Source organism: Streptomyces sp. NPDC001443 (assembly GCF_053597355.1).
Genome location: NZ_JBSFIA010000034.1, coordinates 108147 through 124689, shown reverse-complemented (window position 1 = coordinate 124689; position 16543 = coordinate 108147). Strand labels below are relative to the sequence as shown.

Annotated in this window: 14 protein-coding genes; 3 read left to right on the top strand and 11 right to left on the bottom strand. The window is 71.6% G+C overall.

Annotation, left to right across the window (positions count from 1 at the left end; translation table 11 throughout):
- Positions 1-91: 91 nt before the first annotated feature.
- The 7 genes from ACWC24_RS30095 to pgsA form a co-directional block, all read right to left on the bottom strand.
- Complete coding sequence (locus tag ACWC24_RS30095; RefSeq protein WP_351619663.1) at positions 92-844, bottom strand: YebC/PmpR family DNA-binding transcriptional regulator; 753 nt, start codon at positions 842-844, stop codon at positions 92-94.
- A 75-nt stretch (positions 845-919) separates the two neighbouring features.
- On the bottom strand, positions 920-1528 hold the full coding sequence (gene pdxT / locus ACWC24_RS30090; protein WP_450666026.1) for a pyridoxal 5'-phosphate synthase glutaminase subunit PdxT: 609 nt from the start codon (positions 1526-1528) through the stop codon (positions 920-922).
- 5 nt (positions 1529-1533) lie between these two features.
- The gene (pdxS, locus tag ACWC24_RS30085) at positions 1534-2448 is read right to left on the bottom strand and encodes a pyridoxal 5'-phosphate synthase lyase subunit PdxS (RefSeq protein ID WP_162468628.1); all 915 of its coding nucleotides are present in this window, start codon (positions 2446-2448) and stop codon (positions 1534-1536) included.
- A gap of 123 nt (positions 2449-2571) precedes the next feature.
- The gene (locus ACWC24_RS30080; protein ID WP_450666025.1) at positions 2572-3123 is read right to left on the bottom strand and encodes a hypothetical protein; all 552 of its coding nucleotides are present in this window, start codon (positions 3121-3123) and stop codon (positions 2572-2574) included.
- A 585-nt stretch (positions 3124-3708) separates the two neighbouring features.
- Positions 3709-4875, bottom strand: coding sequence for a glycosyltransferase family 4 protein (locus tag ACWC24_RS30075; RefSeq protein WP_450666024.1), 1167 nt, complete (start codon positions 4873-4875; stop codon positions 3709-3711).
- Positions 4872-5792, bottom strand: a complete 921-nt coding sequence (locus tag ACWC24_RS30070; RefSeq protein WP_450666023.1) for a phosphatidylinositol mannoside acyltransferase — start codon at positions 5790-5792, stop codon at positions 4872-4874. The genes ACWC24_RS30075 and ACWC24_RS30070 overlap by 4 nt, the downstream gene beginning before the upstream one ends.
- Positions 5789-6538 (bottom strand): phosphatidylinositol phosphate synthase, encoded by a 750-nt coding sequence (pgsA, locus tag ACWC24_RS30065; RefSeq protein ID WP_450666033.1) that lies wholly within the window; start codon positions 6536-6538, stop codon positions 5789-5791. Before pgsA ends, ACWC24_RS30070 begins: the two co-directional genes overlap by 4 nt.
- A 277-nt stretch (positions 6539-6815) precedes the next feature.
- Here pgsA and ACWC24_RS30060 point away from each other — a divergent pair, with 277 nt between their 5' ends.
- Positions 6816-9014, top strand: a complete 2199-nt coding sequence (locus tag ACWC24_RS30060; RefSeq protein WP_450666032.1) for an elongation factor G-like protein EF-G2 — start codon at positions 6816-6818, stop codon at positions 9012-9014.
- 497 nt (positions 9015-9511) lie between these two features.
- Complete coding sequence (locus tag ACWC24_RS30055) at positions 9512-11167, top strand: hypothetical protein (protein ID WP_450666022.1); 1656 nt, start codon at positions 9512-9514, stop codon at positions 11165-11167.
- 119 nt (positions 11168-11286) lie between these two features.
- Here ACWC24_RS30055 and ACWC24_RS30050 read toward each other — a convergent pair whose 3' ends face one another.
- A complete protein-coding gene (locus ACWC24_RS30050; RefSeq protein ID WP_450666021.1) occupies positions 11287-11847 on the bottom strand; it encodes an HIT family protein in 561 nt (186 codons plus the stop codon).
- A 67-nt stretch (positions 11848-11914) separates the two neighbouring features.
- Here ACWC24_RS30050 and ACWC24_RS30045 point away from each other — a divergent pair, with 67 nt between their 5' ends.
- Positions 11915-12589 carry a potassium channel family protein gene (locus tag ACWC24_RS30045; RefSeq protein ID WP_450666020.1) on the top strand — a complete coding sequence of 225 codons (675 nt, stop codon included), beginning with the start codon at positions 11915-11917 and terminating at the stop codon, positions 12587-12589.
- Positions 12590-12624: 35 nt separating this feature from the next.
- On the opposite strand, the gene thrS is transcribed toward ACWC24_RS30045, so the two are convergent.
- The 3 genes from thrS to ACWC24_RS30030 all read right to left on the bottom strand — a co-directional run bounded on the left by thrS (position 12625) and on the right by ACWC24_RS30030 (position 16481).
- Positions 12625-14601: a threonine--tRNA ligase gene (thrS, locus tag ACWC24_RS30040; protein WP_450666019.1), complete on the bottom strand. Its 1977-nt coding sequence runs from the start codon at positions 14599-14601 to the stop codon at positions 12625-12627.
- Positions 14602-14700: 99 nt separating this feature from the next.
- Positions 14701-15918, bottom strand: coding sequence for a hypothetical protein (locus ACWC24_RS30035; RefSeq protein WP_450666018.1), 1218 nt, complete (start codon positions 15916-15918; stop codon positions 14701-14703).
- Positions 15915-16481, bottom strand: coding sequence for a DUF4365 domain-containing protein (locus ACWC24_RS30030; RefSeq protein WP_152888253.1), 567 nt, complete (start codon positions 16479-16481; stop codon positions 15915-15917). The genes ACWC24_RS30035 and ACWC24_RS30030 overlap by 4 nt, the downstream gene beginning before the upstream one ends.
- Positions 16482-16543 lie beyond the last annotated feature (62 nt).

Below are 16543 nucleotides of genomic sequence, written 5' to 3'. Positions count from 1 at the left end.
ACCTAGCTCTCCTCCCGGGTGTTGTTCCTCTGTTAGTACCCGACGGCCCGCCGAGGTCCTCCTCGGCGGGCCGTTCGCTCGTCCGGTGCGCTCAGGCGTCGACCTTCTCCATGACGTCGTCGCTGACGTCGAAGTTGGCGAAGACGTTCTGCACGTCGTCGCTGTCCTCGAGCGCGTCGATCAGCTTGAAGATCTTCCTGGCGCCGTCCTCGTCGAGCTCGACCTGCATGGTCGGGACGAAGTTGGCCTCGGCGGAGTCGTAGTCGATGCCGGCGTCCTGGAGAGCGGTGCGGACCGCCACCATGTCGGTCGCCTCGCTGAGGACCTCGTAGGACTCACCGAGGTCGTTGACCTCCTCCGCGCCCGCGTCCAGGACGGCACCCAGGACGTCGTCCTCGGTCAGCTCGCCCTTGGGCACGATCACGACGCCCTTGCGGTTGAAGAGGTACGACACCGAGCCCGGGTCGGCCATGCTGCCGCCGTTGCGGGTCATGGCGACCCGGACGTCCGACGCGGCACGGTTGCGGTTGTCGGTCAGGCACTCGATGAGCACGGCGACACCGTTGGGACCGTAGCCCTCGTACATGATCGTCTCGTAGTCGGCGCCGCCGGCCTCGAGGCCGCCGCCGCGCTTGACCGCGGAGTCGATGTTCTTGTTGGGGACCGACTGCTTCTTCGCCTTCTGGATGGCGTCGTAGAGCGTCGGGTTGCCCTCGATGTCGACGCCGCCCATCCGGGCCGCGACCTCGATGTTCTTGATCAGCTTCGCGAAGAGCTTGCCGCGCTTGGCGTCGATCACGGCCTTCTTGTGCTTCGTCGTAGCCCATTTAGAGTGGCCGGACATCTGCCTGTCTCCTTCGCGTAACCCATCCTGTACGAACGCCCCCGGGTGTCACCGCCCGGAAGTACCCCGGAGATCCTACAAGGACTCCGCTGTGCGGTTCGCGCGCACCATGTCGACGAACAGGGAGTGAACACGGTGGTCCCCGGTCAGTTCCGGGTGGAACGACGTGGCCAGCGCGTTGCCCTGGCGTACGGCGACGACATGGCCCGCGTGCTCGGCGAGCACCTCGGCCCCGGCCCCGACGGACTCGACCCACGGGGCGCGGATGAAGACACCCTCTACAGGATCGCCCTCGACGCCCTTGACGTCGACCGCCGCCTCGAAGGACTCGTTCTGTCGTCCGAAGGCGTTGCGGCGCACGATCATGTCGATGCCGCCGATCGTCTCCTGGCCCGAGCGCGGGTCGAGGATCTTGTCGGCGAGCATGATCATGCCCGCGCAGGTGCCGTAGACCGGCATTCCGGCCGCCACACGCGCGCGGAGCGGTTCCATCACGCCGAAGAGGACGGCCAGCTTGGAGATGGTGGTGGACTCGCCACCGGGCAGGACCAGACCGTCCAGCTCGGCCAGTTCCTCGGGGCGCCGCACCGGCCTGGCCACGGCGTCTGCCGCGGCCAGGGCGATGAGGTGCTCCCGTACGTCGCCCTGAAGGGCCAGGACGCCGATCACAGGTGCGTCGTTCATGTGGGTTACCAGCCGCGGTTGGCGTAGCGCTCGGTCTCGGGGAGGGTGTCGCAGTTGATGCCGACCATGGCCTCGCCCAGGTTGCGGGACGCGTCCGCGATGATCTTCGGGTCGTCGTAGAAGGTGGTGGCCTTCACGATGGCGGCGGCACGCTTGGCCGGGTCGCCCGACTTGAAGATGCCGGAGCCGACGAAGACGCCCTCGGCGCCGAGCTGGCGCATGAGCGCGGCGTCGGCGGGGGTGGCGACACCACCGGCGGAGAACAGCACGACCGGGAGCTTGCCGAGCTCGGCGACCTCCTTGACGAGCTCGTACGGGGCGCGCAGGTCCTTGGCGGCGGCGTACAGCTCGTTGTTGTCGAAGCCGCGCAGCCGGGCGATCTCGTTCTTGATCTGGCGCAGGTGGCGGACCGCCTCGACGACGTTGCCGGTGCCGGCCTCGCCCTTCGAGCGGATCATCGCGGCGCCCTCGGCGATCCGGCGCAGGGCCTCGCCCAGGTTGGTGGCGCCGCAGACGAAGGGGGTGGTGAACGCCCACTTGTCGGAGTGGTTGACCTCGTCGGCCGGGGTGAGGACCTCGGACTCGTCGATGTAGTCGACACCGAGCGACTGGAGGACCTGGGCCTCGACGAAGTGGCCGATCCGCGACTTGGCCATGACCGGGATGGAGACGGCCTCGATGATCTCCTCGATCATGTTCGGGTCCGACATCCGGGCCACGCCGCCGTCCTTGCGGATGTCGGCGGGAACCCGCTCCAGCGCCATGACGGCGACGGCGCCCGCGTCCTCGGCGATCTTGGCCTGCTCGGCGTTGACGACGTCCATGATCACACCGCCCTTGAGCTGCTCGGCCATGCCGCGCTTCACGCGGGCGGTACCGGTCTCGGGGGTCTGGGCGGTGGGGGGAATCGTGCTGGACACGGGTTGACCTCGCTCGGGGAAGAGAATTTCTACAGCACGGAGGAAACGGGATCGGACCAGGCCACAGCAAGGGCCAATGGGTAGGCGGTGGATCCTTTTGGCCCCTGACCTGCTCCTCCTGGCTCAGACGGCGCGGTCCGCCAGGGCGACGGGGGGCTCGTCGTCCATCTCGAAGGCCATGGGGAAGGGCGCATGCCCGGCCAGTCTGAACCAGCGCACCTTGCGGTGCTCGCGCAGGCGGCGGGCCGCTCCCACGGCGTCGTTGTGGAAGCGCCGGGCCATCGGGACCCTCCGTACGGCCTCGGTCAGTTCGTGGCTCGCGGCCTCTCCCCCGGGCGCCTCGCGCACGGCCTCCATCTGCTGCGGCTCCGCGAACACGGCGCGCAGCGCCTGGCTGAGCTCGCTCTCGGCGACCTCCCGCTGCTCCTCCTCCGCCTGCCGGGCGGCGTGCGCCGCCTCGTACAGCACGATGGAGGCGGCCGGGTCGAGCACACCGGCCGTCGCCAGCTCCTGCGCCACGGAGGCCCGGCGCAGCAGTTGCGCGTCGAGCGCGGCACGGGCCGCGTCGATCCGGGTGTGCAGCCGGTCCAGCCGGCCCGCGGTCCAGCTGAGATAGAGGCCGAACGCGACCAGGGCGACGAGGATCCAGATGAGGGTTGAGGTCACGGGCGGCAAGGCTACCGGGGCGCTCCGCCCCGCCGGGGCGGAGCGCCCCGGGGCCTGCGTCGACGGGACCGGCCGGGGGCTGCCGCCCCAGATGCCCGCTCGGGCCCGGACGGTCTCGTCCCCGGCCGCCGGACAGCCGGACGGTCTTGCCTACGGACCCTTGCTCAGCCCGGACGGTCCCGTCCCCGGACCCCCGTTCCGGCTCGGACAATCCCGCCTCCGGGACACCGGACCGGCCCGGGCAGTCCCGCCCACGGACCCTTGCTCGGCCCGGACGGTCCCGTCCCCGGACCCCCGTTCCGGCTCGGACAATCCCGTCCCCGGGACACCGGTCGGTCTCGTCCAGTCGCCGGACGCCGGACGGGCCGGACAGTCCGGTCCCCGGACGCCGGGCGGTCTCGCGCGCGGACGCGGGCGGGCCGGACGGTCTCGCGCGCGGACGCGGGCGGGCCGGACGGTCTCGCCCCCGGACGCCGGGCGGGACAGACAGGTCTCGCGCGCGGAGGCGGACGGGACGGATCGCCGGGCCGGGTCACGGCGGTCACGGACGCCCGCCCGTCGGCTGGTTCCGCCGAGGCCGGTCGCGGCCCCGGGTCAGTCGCGGGCCAGGCCCAGCCGGGCGCGCAGGCCCGGGCCGCGTTCGTCCGTCGCCGCCACCGCGGCGGCGCCCGCCGTGACCGTCTCGTACACGGACAGGATGTCCGCGCCGACCGTCGACCAGTCGAAGCGCCGTACATGGGCGCTGCCGCGTTCGCGCAGCTCGGCGCGGCGAGCCGGGTCGGCCAGCAGCCGCACCGCCGCCTCGGCCAGCGCGTCGGCGTCCTCGTTGGCGAACAGCTCGCCCGCCTCGCCCCGGTCCAGGACCTGGGCGAAGGCGTCGAGGTCGGAGGCGAGCACCGGGGCGCCCGCCGACAGCGCCTCGACGAGGATGATGCCGAAGCTCTCGCCGCCGGTGTTGGGGGCGATGTACAGGTCGAGGCTGCGCAGGAAGCGCGCCTTGTCCTCGTCGCTGACCATGCCGAGGAACTCCACCCGGGAGCGCAGTTCCTCGGGCAGCGACTCCACCGCCGCCTCCTCGTCGCCGCGTCCCGCGATCAGGAGCCTGGTCTGTGGGCGGGCGGCGAGGATCTTCGGCAGGGCCCGCATCAGGACCGGCAGGCCCTTGCGGGGTTCGTCGATGCGGCCGATGAAGCCGATGGTGTCGCCCTGCCACTCGGGCCTGGGCTCGGCGTCGGCGAAGAAGTCGACGTCGACGCCGTTGGGGATCACCACCGCGTCCCCGCCGAGGTGCTCTACGAGGGTGCGGCGGGCGTACTCGCTCACGGCGATCCGTGCGCTGATCTTCTCCAGGGCGGCCTGGAGGATCGAGTACGCGGCGATCATGGCCCGGGAGCGCGGGTTGGACGTGTGGAACGTGGCCACGATCGGTCCCTGCGCGGCCCAGCAGGCCAGCAGGCCCAGCGACGGCGAGGTCGGCTCATGGATGTGGATCACGTCGAACCGGCCGTCGTGCAGCCAGCGGCGCACCCGCGCGGCGCTCAGGAAGCCGAAGTTCAGCCGGGCCACCGAGCCGTTGTAGGGCACCGGAACCGCTCGTCCGGCCGAGACGACGTACGGCGGCAGGGGCGTGTCGTCGTCGGCGGGCGCGAGGACCGACACCTCGTGGCCGAGCCGGATGAAGTACGCGGCGAGGTCGCGGATGTGGAACTGGACGCCGCCCGGGACGTCCCAGGAGTACGGGCAGACGATCCCGATCCTCATGCGGACCCTCCGGGACGAGCAGGGGCGGGGTCGAGATCGGCGAGCCACAGGCGCTGGAGCATGTGCCAGTCCTCCGGATGGTCGGCGATCCCGGTGGCGAAGGCGTCGGCCAGCGCCTGTGTCATGACAGACGTCTTCTCGGCCCGCGTACCTGTCTCGGGCACTTCGAGCGGGGGGTGGACCCGGCCGCGCATGACCGGGGAGTCGTCGTACCAGAGCGTGACCGGCAGCAGCAGCGCGCCGGTCTGCTGGGCGAGCAGTGCCGGACCCGCGGGCATCCGGGCGGTGTCGCCGAAGAACTTCACCTCGACGCCGGAGGCGGACAGGTCGCGCTCGGCGACCAGACAGACCAGGCCGCCGTCGCGCAGCCGCCGGGCCAGGATGCCGAAGGCGGTGCCGCCGCTGTGCGGCAGGACCTCCATGCCGAGGCCCTCGCGGTAGGCGACGAAGCGGTCGTACAGCGTCTCCGGCTTCAGTCGCTCGGCGACCGTCGTGAACGGCGTCCGCAGCCTGGTGGTCACCCAGGCGCCCGCGAGGTCCCAGTTGGCCATGTGCGGCAGCGCGAGGACCACGCCCCGCCCGGAGGCGAGCGCGTCGGTCAGATGGTCCAGGCCCTCGGGCTCGAAGCCGTCGCCGATCCGCTCGGCGCTCCAGGCCGGCAGCCGGAAGGACTCCATCCAGTAGCGCAGGTACGAGCGCATGCCCGCGCGCGAGAGCTCGGCGAGGCGCTCGGGGCTCGCGTCGGGCACCACGCGCGCGTAGTTGCTCTCCAGGCGCCGGACGCCCTTGCCGCGCTTCTTCCAGGCGAGGTCGGCGACGGTCCGGCCGAGCCGTACGGCGACCGGTTCGGGGAGCTTCTTCACGGTGCTCCAGCCGAGCCCGTAGACCGCGTCCGCCAGCCGTTCCCGGGCGTTCACTTCGCGGCCTCGCTCCCCCGGGAGCCGTTGCCGTGCCCGGCCACGGCCGCCTCCGCCGCCGCTTCCGCCTCCGCGGACTCCCGGCGGACCGTGACGACGCGCTGGATCAGCGTGACGAGGCTGCCGACGGCGACGATCCACAGCGCGACGGGCAGCAGGTACTGGACCCCGGGCACGCCGAACGCGTGCAGGCCCGCGACTCCGGCCGCGACCAGCGAGACGACCAGGCGCTCGGCGCGCTCGACGAGCCCGTTGACGGCGACCGGCAGGCCGATCGACTCGCCGCGCGCCTTGGTGTACGACACCACCTGGCCGCTGGCCAGGCAGAAGATGGAGACGGCGCACAGTGTGTTGTCGTTGCCGTCGCCCGCGTACCAGAGGGCGAAGCCGCCGAAGATGGCGCCGTCGGCGACCCGGTCGAGGGTGGAGTCCAGGAAGGCTCCCCAGCGGCTGGTGCGGCCGAGCTGGCGGGCCATGTTGCCGTCGACGAGGTCGGAGAACACGAACAGTGTGATCACGATCGTGCCCCAGAAGAAGTCGCCCCTGGGGTAGAAGACCAGCGCGCCCGCCACCACGCCGGCGGTACCGATCAGCGTCACCGTGTCGGGGCTGACGCCCCGCCGGATGAGAAACGCGGCGAACGGTGTGAGGACACGCGTGAAGAATGCACGCGCGTACTTGTTCAGCATGGCCTTCCCGAGGGTCGGTGTGGCCGGACGGCCCCTGCTGACCTCCGGCTGGCCCATCGTAGTCACGCGCGCTCAGCTGCGGCGGCCGGGCTGCCGACGGGCCGTGTCACGGGCCGACGGTGTACGGGTCACGGCCGGGCCGCGGCCTGCCGGTCACGACCGGGTGGCGCGATCCCGTCCTCCGTATGGACGCACCGTGACAGGAGTGGAAAGCTCGAAGGACCGCGGGCGTCATCGGAGCCGCCACCGGTGGGGGGCCTCCGGACTCGTCCGGGAGCGGAGTTCCGGCATGCCCGCGCCCACAGTGACCTCACCGTGCACGGGAGGCAAGGCCATGGGCGACAAGGCGAACGCACACCCCGGAGCCGCCGGCAGGGCTACGGCGGCCGACCACCCCGCGTCCATACGGAATGTGGTGCTGGTCGGCCACTCCGGATCGGGCAAGACGACTCTGGTGGAGGCTCTCGCGCTGACCGCGGGAGCGGTGAACCGGGCGGGCCGCGTGGAGGACGGCGGCACCGTCTCCGACTACGACGACATCGAGCACCGCCAGCAGCGCTCGGTACAGCTCTCCCTGGTGCCCGTCGAATGGGACGGCATCAAGGTCAACATCATCGACACCCCCGGATACGCCGACTTCGTCGGAGAGCTCAGGGCCGGTCTGCGCGCGGCGGACGCGGCCCTCTTCGTCGTCTCGGCGTCCGACGAGGTGGACGGCTCGACCCGGATGGTGTGGGAGGAGTGTGCGGCCGTCGGGATGCCGCGCGCGATCGTCGTCACACATCTGGAGTCGGCCCGCGCCGGCTTCGAGGAGATGACCCAGATCTGCGCGCAGGCGTTCGGCGGCGACGACCCCGACGCGGTGCTGCCGCTGTACCTGCCGCTGCACGGCCCGCAGGGGCCCGACGGGCACGCGCCCGTGACCGGGCTGACCGGGCTGCTGTCGCAGAAGCTGTTCGACTACGCGTCCGGGGAGCGCAAGGAGTCCGAGCCGGGTCCCGAGCAGCTGCCGGGGATCGAGGAGGCCCGCAACCGGCTGATCGAGGGGATCATCGCCGAGAGCGAGGACGAGACCCTCATGGACCGCTACCTCGGCGGCGAGGGCATCGACATCAAGACACTGGTGGAGGACCTGGAGCGGGCCGTCGCGCGCGGGGCGTTCTTCCCGGTCCTGGCCGCCGCCCCGGCGGCCGAGGGCGCCCGGCAGGGCATCGGCACGGTCGAACTGCTGGAACTGATCACCGGAGGTTTCCCGACCCCGCTGGAGCGGGAGGCGCCGGCCGTGACGACCGTCGACGGCCGGGCGCGCGAGCTGAAGCCCTGCGACCCCGGCGGGCCGCTGGTCGCCGAGGTGGTGAAGACCACGTCCGACCCGTACGTCGGCCGGGTCTCCCTGGTCCGCGTCTTCTCCGGCACCCTGCGGCCCGACGAGACGGTCCATGTCTCCGGGCACGGGCTGGCCGACCGCGGTCATGAGGACCACGACGTCGACGAGCGGATCGGCGCCCTGTCGGCGCCCTTCGGCAAGCAGCAGCGGCTGCTGACGCGGGCCATCGCGGGCGACCTCGCGTGCGTGGCGAAGCTGAGCCGCGCGGAGACCGGGGACACCCTCTCGGCCAAGGACGACCCGCTGCTCATGGAGCCCTGGCAGATGCCCGACCCGCTGCTGCCGCTCGCCATCCAGGCGCACAGCAAGGCCGACGAGGACAAGCTCTCGCAGGGGCTCGGCAGGCTGGTCGCCGAGGACCCGACGATGCGTCTCGAACAGAACCAGGACACCCACCAGGTGGTGCTGTGGTGCCTCGGCGAGGCGCACGCGGACGTCGCCCTGGAGCGGCTGCGCAGCCGTTACGGCGTGCAGGTCGACGTGGTGCCGTACCGGGTCTCGCTGCGGGAGACGTTCGCGGACCGGGCCGCCGGGCGGGGACGGCACGTCAAGCAGTCGGGCGGACACGGCCAGTTCGCCATCTGCGAGATCGAGATCGAGCCCCTGCCGGGCGGTTCCGGCATCGAGTTCGTGGACAAGGTGGTCGGCGGCGCGGTGCCGCGGCAGTTCATCCCGTCGGTGGAGAAGGGGATCCGCACCCAGGCCGCGCGGGGCATCGCGGCGGGGCATCCGCTCGTCGACATCCGGGTCACCCTGCTGGACGGCAAGGCGCACTCGGTGGACTCCTCCGACGCCGCCTTCCAGACGGCGGGGGCGCTGGCGCTGCGCGAGGCCGCGGCCGGCGCGCGGATCCATCTGCTGGAACCGGTGGCCGAGGTGACCGTGCTGGTCGGGGACGACTACGTGGGCGCGGTGATGAGCGACCTGTCCGGGCGGCGCGGCCGCGTGGTCGGCACCGAGCAGCTGAGCACCGGGCGCACCCTGGTCAGGGCGGAGGTGCCGGAGATCGAGATCGGCCGGTACGCCGTCGATCTGCGGTCGCTGTCGCACGGCACCGCGCGCTTCGACCGCGCGTACGTCCGGCACGAGCCGATGCCGCAGCAGGTCGCCGACCGGGTGCGCGAACAGACGGTGGACGTGTCGTAGCCGGTGTCCGGCCGCGGCCGCCCGCGGCCGGACCCGCACCGGAGCAGGCCGCCGGACGCACCGGACCGGGGGGCCGGACCCGCACAACTGCGCCAGGACGCGAGGGATCGGGTGCCCGACCGCGCACAACCGCCGCCGGACGCACCGGATCACGTACCCGGCCACGCACAACCGCCGCCGGACGCACCGGATCACGTGCCCGACCGCGCACAGCGACCGCCGGGTGCACCGGATCGGGCGTACGACGGCGCGCAACCCGGGCCGGGTGACCGGGAGGAGGCGTACGGCCGCGCACAACCGGCGCACGCGGTACGGCCGTACACCACCGCGCGAGCCTGCGTGCTGGAATGCCCCCCTCCGCGTCGGCGGCCCGCTTCCGCGGACCGCCGACGAAGGTCCGCGCCTGCGGATACGCTGATGACCTGATCAACAGGTGTGCGGGGCCGGGAAGTCGGGAAGGCCGCAGGAGCGGGCTTGGGCGGCGTTGGGGGGCGGTAATGACCGTGGACGGCGGGTACGGCGACATCTTCGGACCGCAGGTGCCGCGCACGGGCGACGAGGGGCAGACGGCCACCTTCGCGCTGGCATCGGCGGCCTACCGGGACAACCCGGTCGAGGAGATAACCAAGGCGGACAACGACTGGCACCAGTCGACCGTCAAGGCCGGCAAGCTCTCGCTGTTCCGGCCGAACCTGGGCGAGGCGTTCTCCCGGGCCGTGGTGGACCGCATGCTGGGCAGCGGTCGCAAGCCGCTCATCCAGTCCTTCGGCACCGAGCCACAGGTCGTCGTCGAGCACTGTCTGGCCGCGAACAACATCCGCCGGGACCGCGACAACCGGCTCAGCGCGGTCATGGTGCTGTGCGGCCTGATCTTCCTGCCGGGGCTGCTGGTGTGGCTGCTGGTGTTCACGATCCGCACCAACATCGACAAGCGTGACGACCGGCGTGCCTCCGCCCTGGCCACCACGCTGCTCGTGGCCGTCGGCGCGCTCGCCGTGATCTTCCTGATCCGGATGCCGTTCACGGGCTTCTGGGCGTGGTACGCGCGTGCTTCGGTGATCCTGCCCGTGGTCGGCTGGGTGCTGGCCCGGCGGATCTGCGAGAACACGGCCAAGGACCTGCGGGAGCGCTGGGCCGGGCTGCTGTCGGGCAGCAGCGTGGGGGCGAAGGTCCCCGAGGCGGTGCCGAGCAGCCCCCGCGAGACCGCGGCCGAGGGGCTGCGCCAGTCGCTGGCCAAGCTGAGCGCCGAGCAGCAGTCGAACTCCGTGTTCTACGCCGGCCCCAAGGGCATCCTCGGCATGGGCACCCGCTGGGGGTCCTGGCAGCTGGCCGAGGACCTGCGCCCGGCCGACCCCGCCAAGGAGATCCACCCGTTCCGCAGCTGGGACGTCATCCGCTCGATCCACGACCAGCTGCGGATGCTGGAGCGCGGGCCGCTGAACACCGGCGGCTTCCCGAAGGCGTCGATACGCCACTGGATCGTCACGCCGATCGGGGAGAACGCCAAGGCGGTGTCCCGGCCCGAGGGCACGGACGTGGAGGCGTACCAGGTCAAGTCGCACGCCATACAGGACATCTGCAACAAGCAGCAGTTCGGTGCCGGTGACCGGCACTACCTGGGCGTGCAGTGGACGCTGTGGGACGGACAACTCGTGATCACCATGCTGATCACGGTGACCGTGCTGCACTCGACGCTGCGCATCGAGGTCACCGGCCATGCGCTCGGTCCGGTGAACGGGCTGTTCACCACGGCCCCGGAGGCGCCGAGCAAGGAGGTCACGAAGTCCTTCAAGCCGTGGGAGACCCGCACGGTGAAGCTTCCGCTGGTCACCACCAACGAGGTGGTCCGGCTCGCCGTGCGCGCCCCGCTCACCTGGTATCCGCCGCTGCTGAACTGGCTCGGCGGGAGCGTGGCGCTGCCCGAGCCGTTCGGTCTGCGGCACGCCTGGGCGGACCAGCCGTGGCGGCACCGGTTCATGGCGGACGACGCGCTGCGCGCGGCGACTCCGGTGCTGCGGGTGGTGCACGCGGCGGCGCTGCGGACCCTGGAGGAGAACGGCGTGGACATCGAGAAGTTCGGGGTGCGGTCGGGGTTCCTCAGCACGGCGGTGCAGGACGCCTCGCCGCGCAAGGCCGACCTGTACGACGCGTAGACCCGGGCCGTACGGCTCTCAGCCACCGACACCGCCTTCGTGCGGGCCCCGGCGGCCCGCACGAAGGCGGTGTCGGTTCGCGATCACGCCCGCGTGTCGGGCCGTGGGCCAGGCCCGCGTCAGGCCGTGGGCCAGGCCTCCGCCAGCATCTTGCGGGTGTCCGCGAGGAGCTGCGGCAGCACCCGGGTGTGTCCGACGACCGGCATGAAGTTCGTGTCGCCGCCCCAGCGGGGGACGATGTGCTGGTGGAGATGGGCGGCGATGCCCGCGCCCGCCACCGCGCCCTGGTTCATGCCGATGTTGAAACCCTGCGCGCCGGACGCGGCCCGCAGCGCCGTCATGGCCTGCTTGGTCAGCTCGGCGAGCTCGACGGTCTCCGCGCCGGTCAGGTCCGTGTAGTCGGCTACATGGCGGTAGGGCACGGTCATCAGGTGGCCGCCGTTGTACGGGTAGAGGTTCAGCACCGCGTACACGTGCTCGCCGCGCTTGACGACCAGCCCGTCCTCGTCGGACTTGGCCGGTATCGCGCAGAAGGGGCAGCCGTCCTCGGCCCCCGGGCCGGTCGGCTTGTTCTCCCCCTGGATGTAGGCCATCCGGTGGGGCGTCCACAGACGCTGGAACGCGTCCTGCGTCCCCACTCCGATCTGCTGTTCCGGCTCACTCGTCATGCTAGGCAGCATATGGCTTCGCCCGTTCGCGGCGTGTCGGCGGGGTTCGGGCAAAGGCGTCGCGGGCGAAGCTGGGCCGATGGACGACGACCGCTTGCTCCGCTGGGAGCACCGCACGGAGTTCCCGCTCGCGCTGGCATCGCTGCTCTTCCTGGCCTCGTACGCGGTCCACGTGCTGGGCCAGGGGCTGGCCGAGTTCTGGCATGCGCTCTGTCTGGCGGTGACCGGCGCGACCTGGTCCCTGTTCGTCGCCGACTACCTGGTGCGCTGGCGGCTCAGCGGCCAGCGTCTGGGCTTCGTGCACCGGCATCTGCTGGACACGATGGTCGTGCTCCTGCCCCTGCTGCGGCCGCTGCGCATCGTCAAGACGTACGACGCCGTGCAGCGCCGGCGCGGGCAGCCGCGGCTCCCGCTGCCCCTGCGGGTGATGGCGTACGCGAGCCTGTCGTCCTTGCTGCTCGGCTTCTCGGGCGCGCTCGCCGTGCTCCAGCAGGAGCGCGGCGTCCCGGACGCCACCATCAAGACGTTCGGCGACTCGGTCTGGTGGGCCGCCGCCACCCTGTCGACCGTGGGCTACGGGGACGTCGCGCCGGTCACCTCGCTGGGGCGGACGATCGCGGTGGGCATGATGGCCTGCGGTCTGGCCCTGCTCGGAGCGGTCACCGGCTCGTTCTCCTCCTGGCTGCTCCAGGTGTTCGCCCGCCCGGACGAAGCCGAGGACCCCCGGAGCGGTGATCACTCCGGGGGCCCTTGAGGTCTGCGGGATCGGACCCGCGTCCGTCCGCGGGATCAGACCTGCGTCCGCTCCTCGACGACCTTCGCGATCTTCGCGATGGCCTCGTCGAACGGGATGCCGTTCTCCTGCGAGCCGTCGCGGTAGCGGAAGGAGACCGACCCGGCCGACATGTCCTCGTCGCCCGCGATGACCATGAAGGGCACCTTCTGCTTCTGGGCGTTGCGGATCTTCTTCTGCATACGGTCGGAGGACGAGTCCACCTCGACGCGCAGGCCCTTGGCCTTGGCCGCCGCCGTGAACTTCTCCAGGTACTCGATGTGCGCGTCGCCGATCGGGATGCCGACCGCCTGGACCGGGGCGAGCCAGGCCGGGAAGGCGCCCGCGTAGTGCTCCAGGAGCACCGCGAAGAACCGCTCGATGGAGCCGAAGAGGGCCCGGTGGATCATGACCGGACGCTGCTTGGAGCCGTCGGGACCGGTGTACTCCAGGTCGAAGCGCTCGGGCAGATTGAAGTCGAGCTGCACGGTCGACATCTGCCAGGTCCGGCCGATCGCGTCCTTGACCTGAACGGAGATCTTCGGGCCGTAGAACGCGGCGCCGCCCGGGTCCGGGACCAGCGGGATGCCCTGCTTCTCGGCCACCTGGCGGAGCGTCTCGGTGGCCTCCTCCCAGACCTCGTCCGAACCGACGAACTTCTCCGGGTCCTTGGTGGACAGCTCCAGGTAGAAGTCGGTGAGGCCGTAGTCGCGCAGCAGGTTCAGGACGAAGGTGAGCGTCCTGTCGAGCTCGTCCGCCATCTGCTCCTTGGTGCAGTAGATGTGCGCGTCGTCCTGGGTGAAGCCGCGGGCACGGGTCAGACCGTGCACGACACCCGACTTCTCGTACCGGTACACGGTGCCGAACTCGAACAGGCGCAGCGGGAGTTCACGGTACGAACGGCCGCGCGCGTCGAAGATCAGGTTGTGCATCGGGCAGTTCATGGGCTTGAGGTAGTAGTCCACGCCCTCGTCGAGCTGCATGGGGGGGTACATGCCCTCGGCGTACCAGTCCAGGTGGCCCGAGGTCTCGAAGAGCTTCCCCTTGGTGGCGTGCGGGGTGTAGACGAACTCGTAGCCCTCCTCCTCGTGCCGGCGGCGCGAGTAGTCCTCCATGACCCGGCGGATGATGCCGCCCTTGGGGTGGAAGACGGCGAGGCCGGAGCCGATCTGCTCCGGGATGGAGAACAGGTCCAGCTCGTTGCCCAGCTTGCGGTGGTCGCGCTTCTCGGCCTCGACGAGGAAGTCGAGGTGCGCCTTCAGCTCCTCCTTGGAGGGCCAGGCGGTGCCGTAGATGCGCTGGAGCATGGGGTTCTTCTCGCTGCCGCGCCAGTAGGCGGCCGCGTTACGCATCAGCTTGAACGCCGGGATGTTGCGGGTGGTGGGCAGGTGGGGACCGCGGCAGAGGTCCTTCCAGCACAGCTCGCCGGTCTTGGCGTCGAGGTTGTCGTAGATGGTCAGCTCGCCGCCGCCCACCTCGACGTCCGCGCCGTCGTCCGTGGAGGCGGCACCCTTGATGCCGATGAGCTCCAGCTTGTACGGCTCGGCCGCGAGCTCCGCACGGGCGTCCTCGTCGGTGACGACCCGGCGGGAGAAGCGCTGCCCGCGCCGCTGGATCTCCTGCATCTTCTTCTCGATGGCCTTGAGGTCCTCGGGCGTGAACGGCTTCTCGACGTCGAAGTCGTAGTAGAAGCCGTCCCGGACCGGCGGGCCGATGCCCAGCTTGGCCTCGGGGAAGAGTTCCTGCACGGCCTGGGCCATCACGTGCGCGGTGGAGTGGCGCAGGATGTTCAGACCGTCCTCGGAGGAGATCTCGACACCCTCGACGGTCTCGCCGTCCTGGACCGCGTAGGCGAGGTCCTTGAGCTCGCCGCCCACACGCGCGGCGATGACCGAGCGCTCGCCGGCGAAGAGGTCGGCGGCAGTGGTGCCCGTCGTCACCACGCGCTCTTCCCGCTCGGAATCGCGCTGGATGATCACGCGGACGTCTGACACCGGTCTCTCCTGACTGAAGGTGGGTGCGGCGCCGTACGGGAGCGCGCGCATGACTGGGATCGTACCGACCCCGACCCTCCGACCGCGAAACGGTCACCTTCAGTCCTCGCCCGCGCACGCCTCCTCGAAGAAGTCCAGGTTCTCCTGGAGCGACTTCATCAGCCGGTCCCGCTCCGCCTCGTCCACCTGCACCGGTACGACCCCGCCGGCGCCGGTGAGCCTGCGGAAACCGCCCCGGCTCTCCAGCCGCCCGTGCACCCGCACCGGCAGTCCGACCAGGTGGGCCTGTCCGGCGATGCGGTAGTCCTCCTCGTCCAGGGTCAGCCGGACGTGCGGGACCTCGGCGCCGGCGATCACCCGCAGCCGTACCGCTCCCTCGCCGCGGGGTCCGGACCTGCGCATCCGCTCCACGGTGCCGGTGATGCGCACCGGTACGGACGGTTCCTCGCGCAGATAGCGTGCCCCGGCCTCGCGCAGCACCGGCAGGTCGCCGGGCGAGAACTCGACGGGCTCGACCCCGGCCGCGCAGTCCTCGGGCACGCCGGCCGCCGGCGCCCAGTCGACGGCGATCCTGGCGCCCTCGGCGCCGCGCACCAGGATGATCAGCGCCTCGGTGAGCTCACGGCTGACGCCCGCCTCGACGGCTCCGTCGAAGGCGTCCATCCCGCCGGTGGCGCGCTGGTAGTCAATGGCCTCCCGGGCCGCGTACAGCGCCTGGTGCAGCCGGACGGCGAGCGGGCGGGCGGCGGCGACGGGCACGAACGCGGTCAGGCTGCCGCCCTCGGCGGCCGAGCCGACGAGGACGCTCTCCAGCAGCGCGGCGGCCGAGCGCCGGTGCCGGGCCCCGTAGTAGCCGGCCCGGGCGCGGGTGGCGAGCGCGCAGGCCAGCAGCATCTGGCGGGCGCCGGAGCGCAGCTGCTCCTGCACGCTCCAGGACGTGGCTCCGGCGGGCCCGCTGGGCACGTCCCGCCACCAGCGGATCTCGTCGCTGGGCACGGCGAGCCCGACCAGCACCTCGCGCGCGGAGGGCGTCCCGCTGCGGGCGAGCGCGACGAGCGCCTCGCTCAGCAGGTCGTCGCTGTCGGGGAAGGCGCGGCTCTCGGGCACCAGCAGGCTCGTGCCCGCGCCGCCCTGGCCGGGCGGGGTCCAGCGCCCGTAGCGTCCGGCGGCGCCGCCGCGCCGCTGCCAGCCGTGCCGGCGCAGCAGGGCGCCGAGCACGGCCGGGTCGACGTCGCCGGGTGCGGGCGGGCGCTCCCAGGGGGCCTCGGGGTGCGGCCGCACAGGGCGCAGGGTCCCTTCGAGAGGGCGGTGCGTCATGGTCTGCCTCCCGTACCGACCCGCGTCATGATCTCGCACAGCGCCCGGTCGTCGAAGATGCGTGAGGTCGGTATCCGCACGGTGGTGCGGTGCCGTCCGGTGACGGGCACCCCCGCCAGGTTGACCCAGTAGCAGCAGTGCCGCAGGTCCAGGCGGTCGTGGCTGGCGCGCAGCCAGTCGTCCTGGGATCTGGGCACGAGCATCACGACCAGGATCTTGTGCACCGAGACGGGCGTGCGGGCGAGCTTCGCCAGGTGGTCGTTGTCGAGCGTGAAGGAGAAGAAGCGGCCCGGTGGGTTCGGCCGGATCTGGTAGGTGCACTTCAGCTGCACCTTGATGGTGACCTCGTCGTCGACGGTGTGTCCGGGCGCGCTGTGACTGACGTGCCAGTCGATGCCGTTGTCCGGAAAGGGCTGGGACAACGAGCATCCCGCGGCCGCGGCGACCGCGTGCAGATAGCCCACCTGCAGTGTCTCCATGCAGGCGGTGGTGGCGAGTGTGCCGCGATGGGGTGCCGTCCGTTCGGGCAGCAGCCCGCCCCGCTCGGGCTGCGCGATAGCCATGACCAACAGCCTTCCAAGCCAAAGGTTTCCCCACGATGGGCCGCTGAACTGCAAAGACCCGT

Bases quoted from the DNA above. Each gene is read 5' to 3' on its own strand.
- ACWC24_RS30095 (WP_351619663.1), bottom strand. From the start codon at position 844: ATGTCCGGCCACTCTAAATGGGCTACGACGAAGCACAAGAAGGCCGTG.
- pdxT (WP_450666026.1), bottom strand. From the start codon at position 1,528: ATGAACGACGCACCTGTGATCGGCGTCCTGGCCCTTCAGGGCGACGTA.
- ACWC24_RS30075 (WP_450666024.1), bottom strand. From the start codon at position 4,875: ATGAGGATCGGGATCGTCTGCCCGTACTCCTGGGACGTCCCGGGCGGC.
- pgsA (WP_450666033.1), bottom strand. From the start codon at position 6,538: ATGGGCCAGCCGGAGGTCAGCAGGGGCCGTCCGGCCACACCGACCCTC.
- ACWC24_RS30060 (WP_450666032.1), top strand. From the start codon at position 6,816: ATGGGCGACAAGGCGAACGCACACCCCGGAGCCGCCGGCAGGGCTACG.
- ACWC24_RS30055 (WP_450666022.1), top strand. From the start codon at position 9,512: ATGACCGTGGACGGCGGGTACGGCGACATCTTCGGACCGCAGGTGCCG.
- ACWC24_RS30050 (WP_450666021.1), bottom strand. From the start codon at position 11,847: ATGCTGCCTAGCATGACGAGTGAGCCGGAACAGCAGATCGGAGTGGGG.
- ACWC24_RS30045 (WP_450666020.1), top strand. From the start codon at position 11,915: ATGGACGACGACCGCTTGCTCCGCTGGGAGCACCGCACGGAGTTCCCG.
- ACWC24_RS30035 (WP_450666018.1), bottom strand. From the start codon at position 15,918: ATGACGCACCGCCCTCTCGAAGGGACCCTGCGCCCTGTGCGGCCGCAC.
- ACWC24_RS30030 (WP_152888253.1), bottom strand. From the start codon at position 16,481: ATGGCTATCGCGCAGCCCGAGCGGGGCGGGCTGCTGCCCGAACGGACG.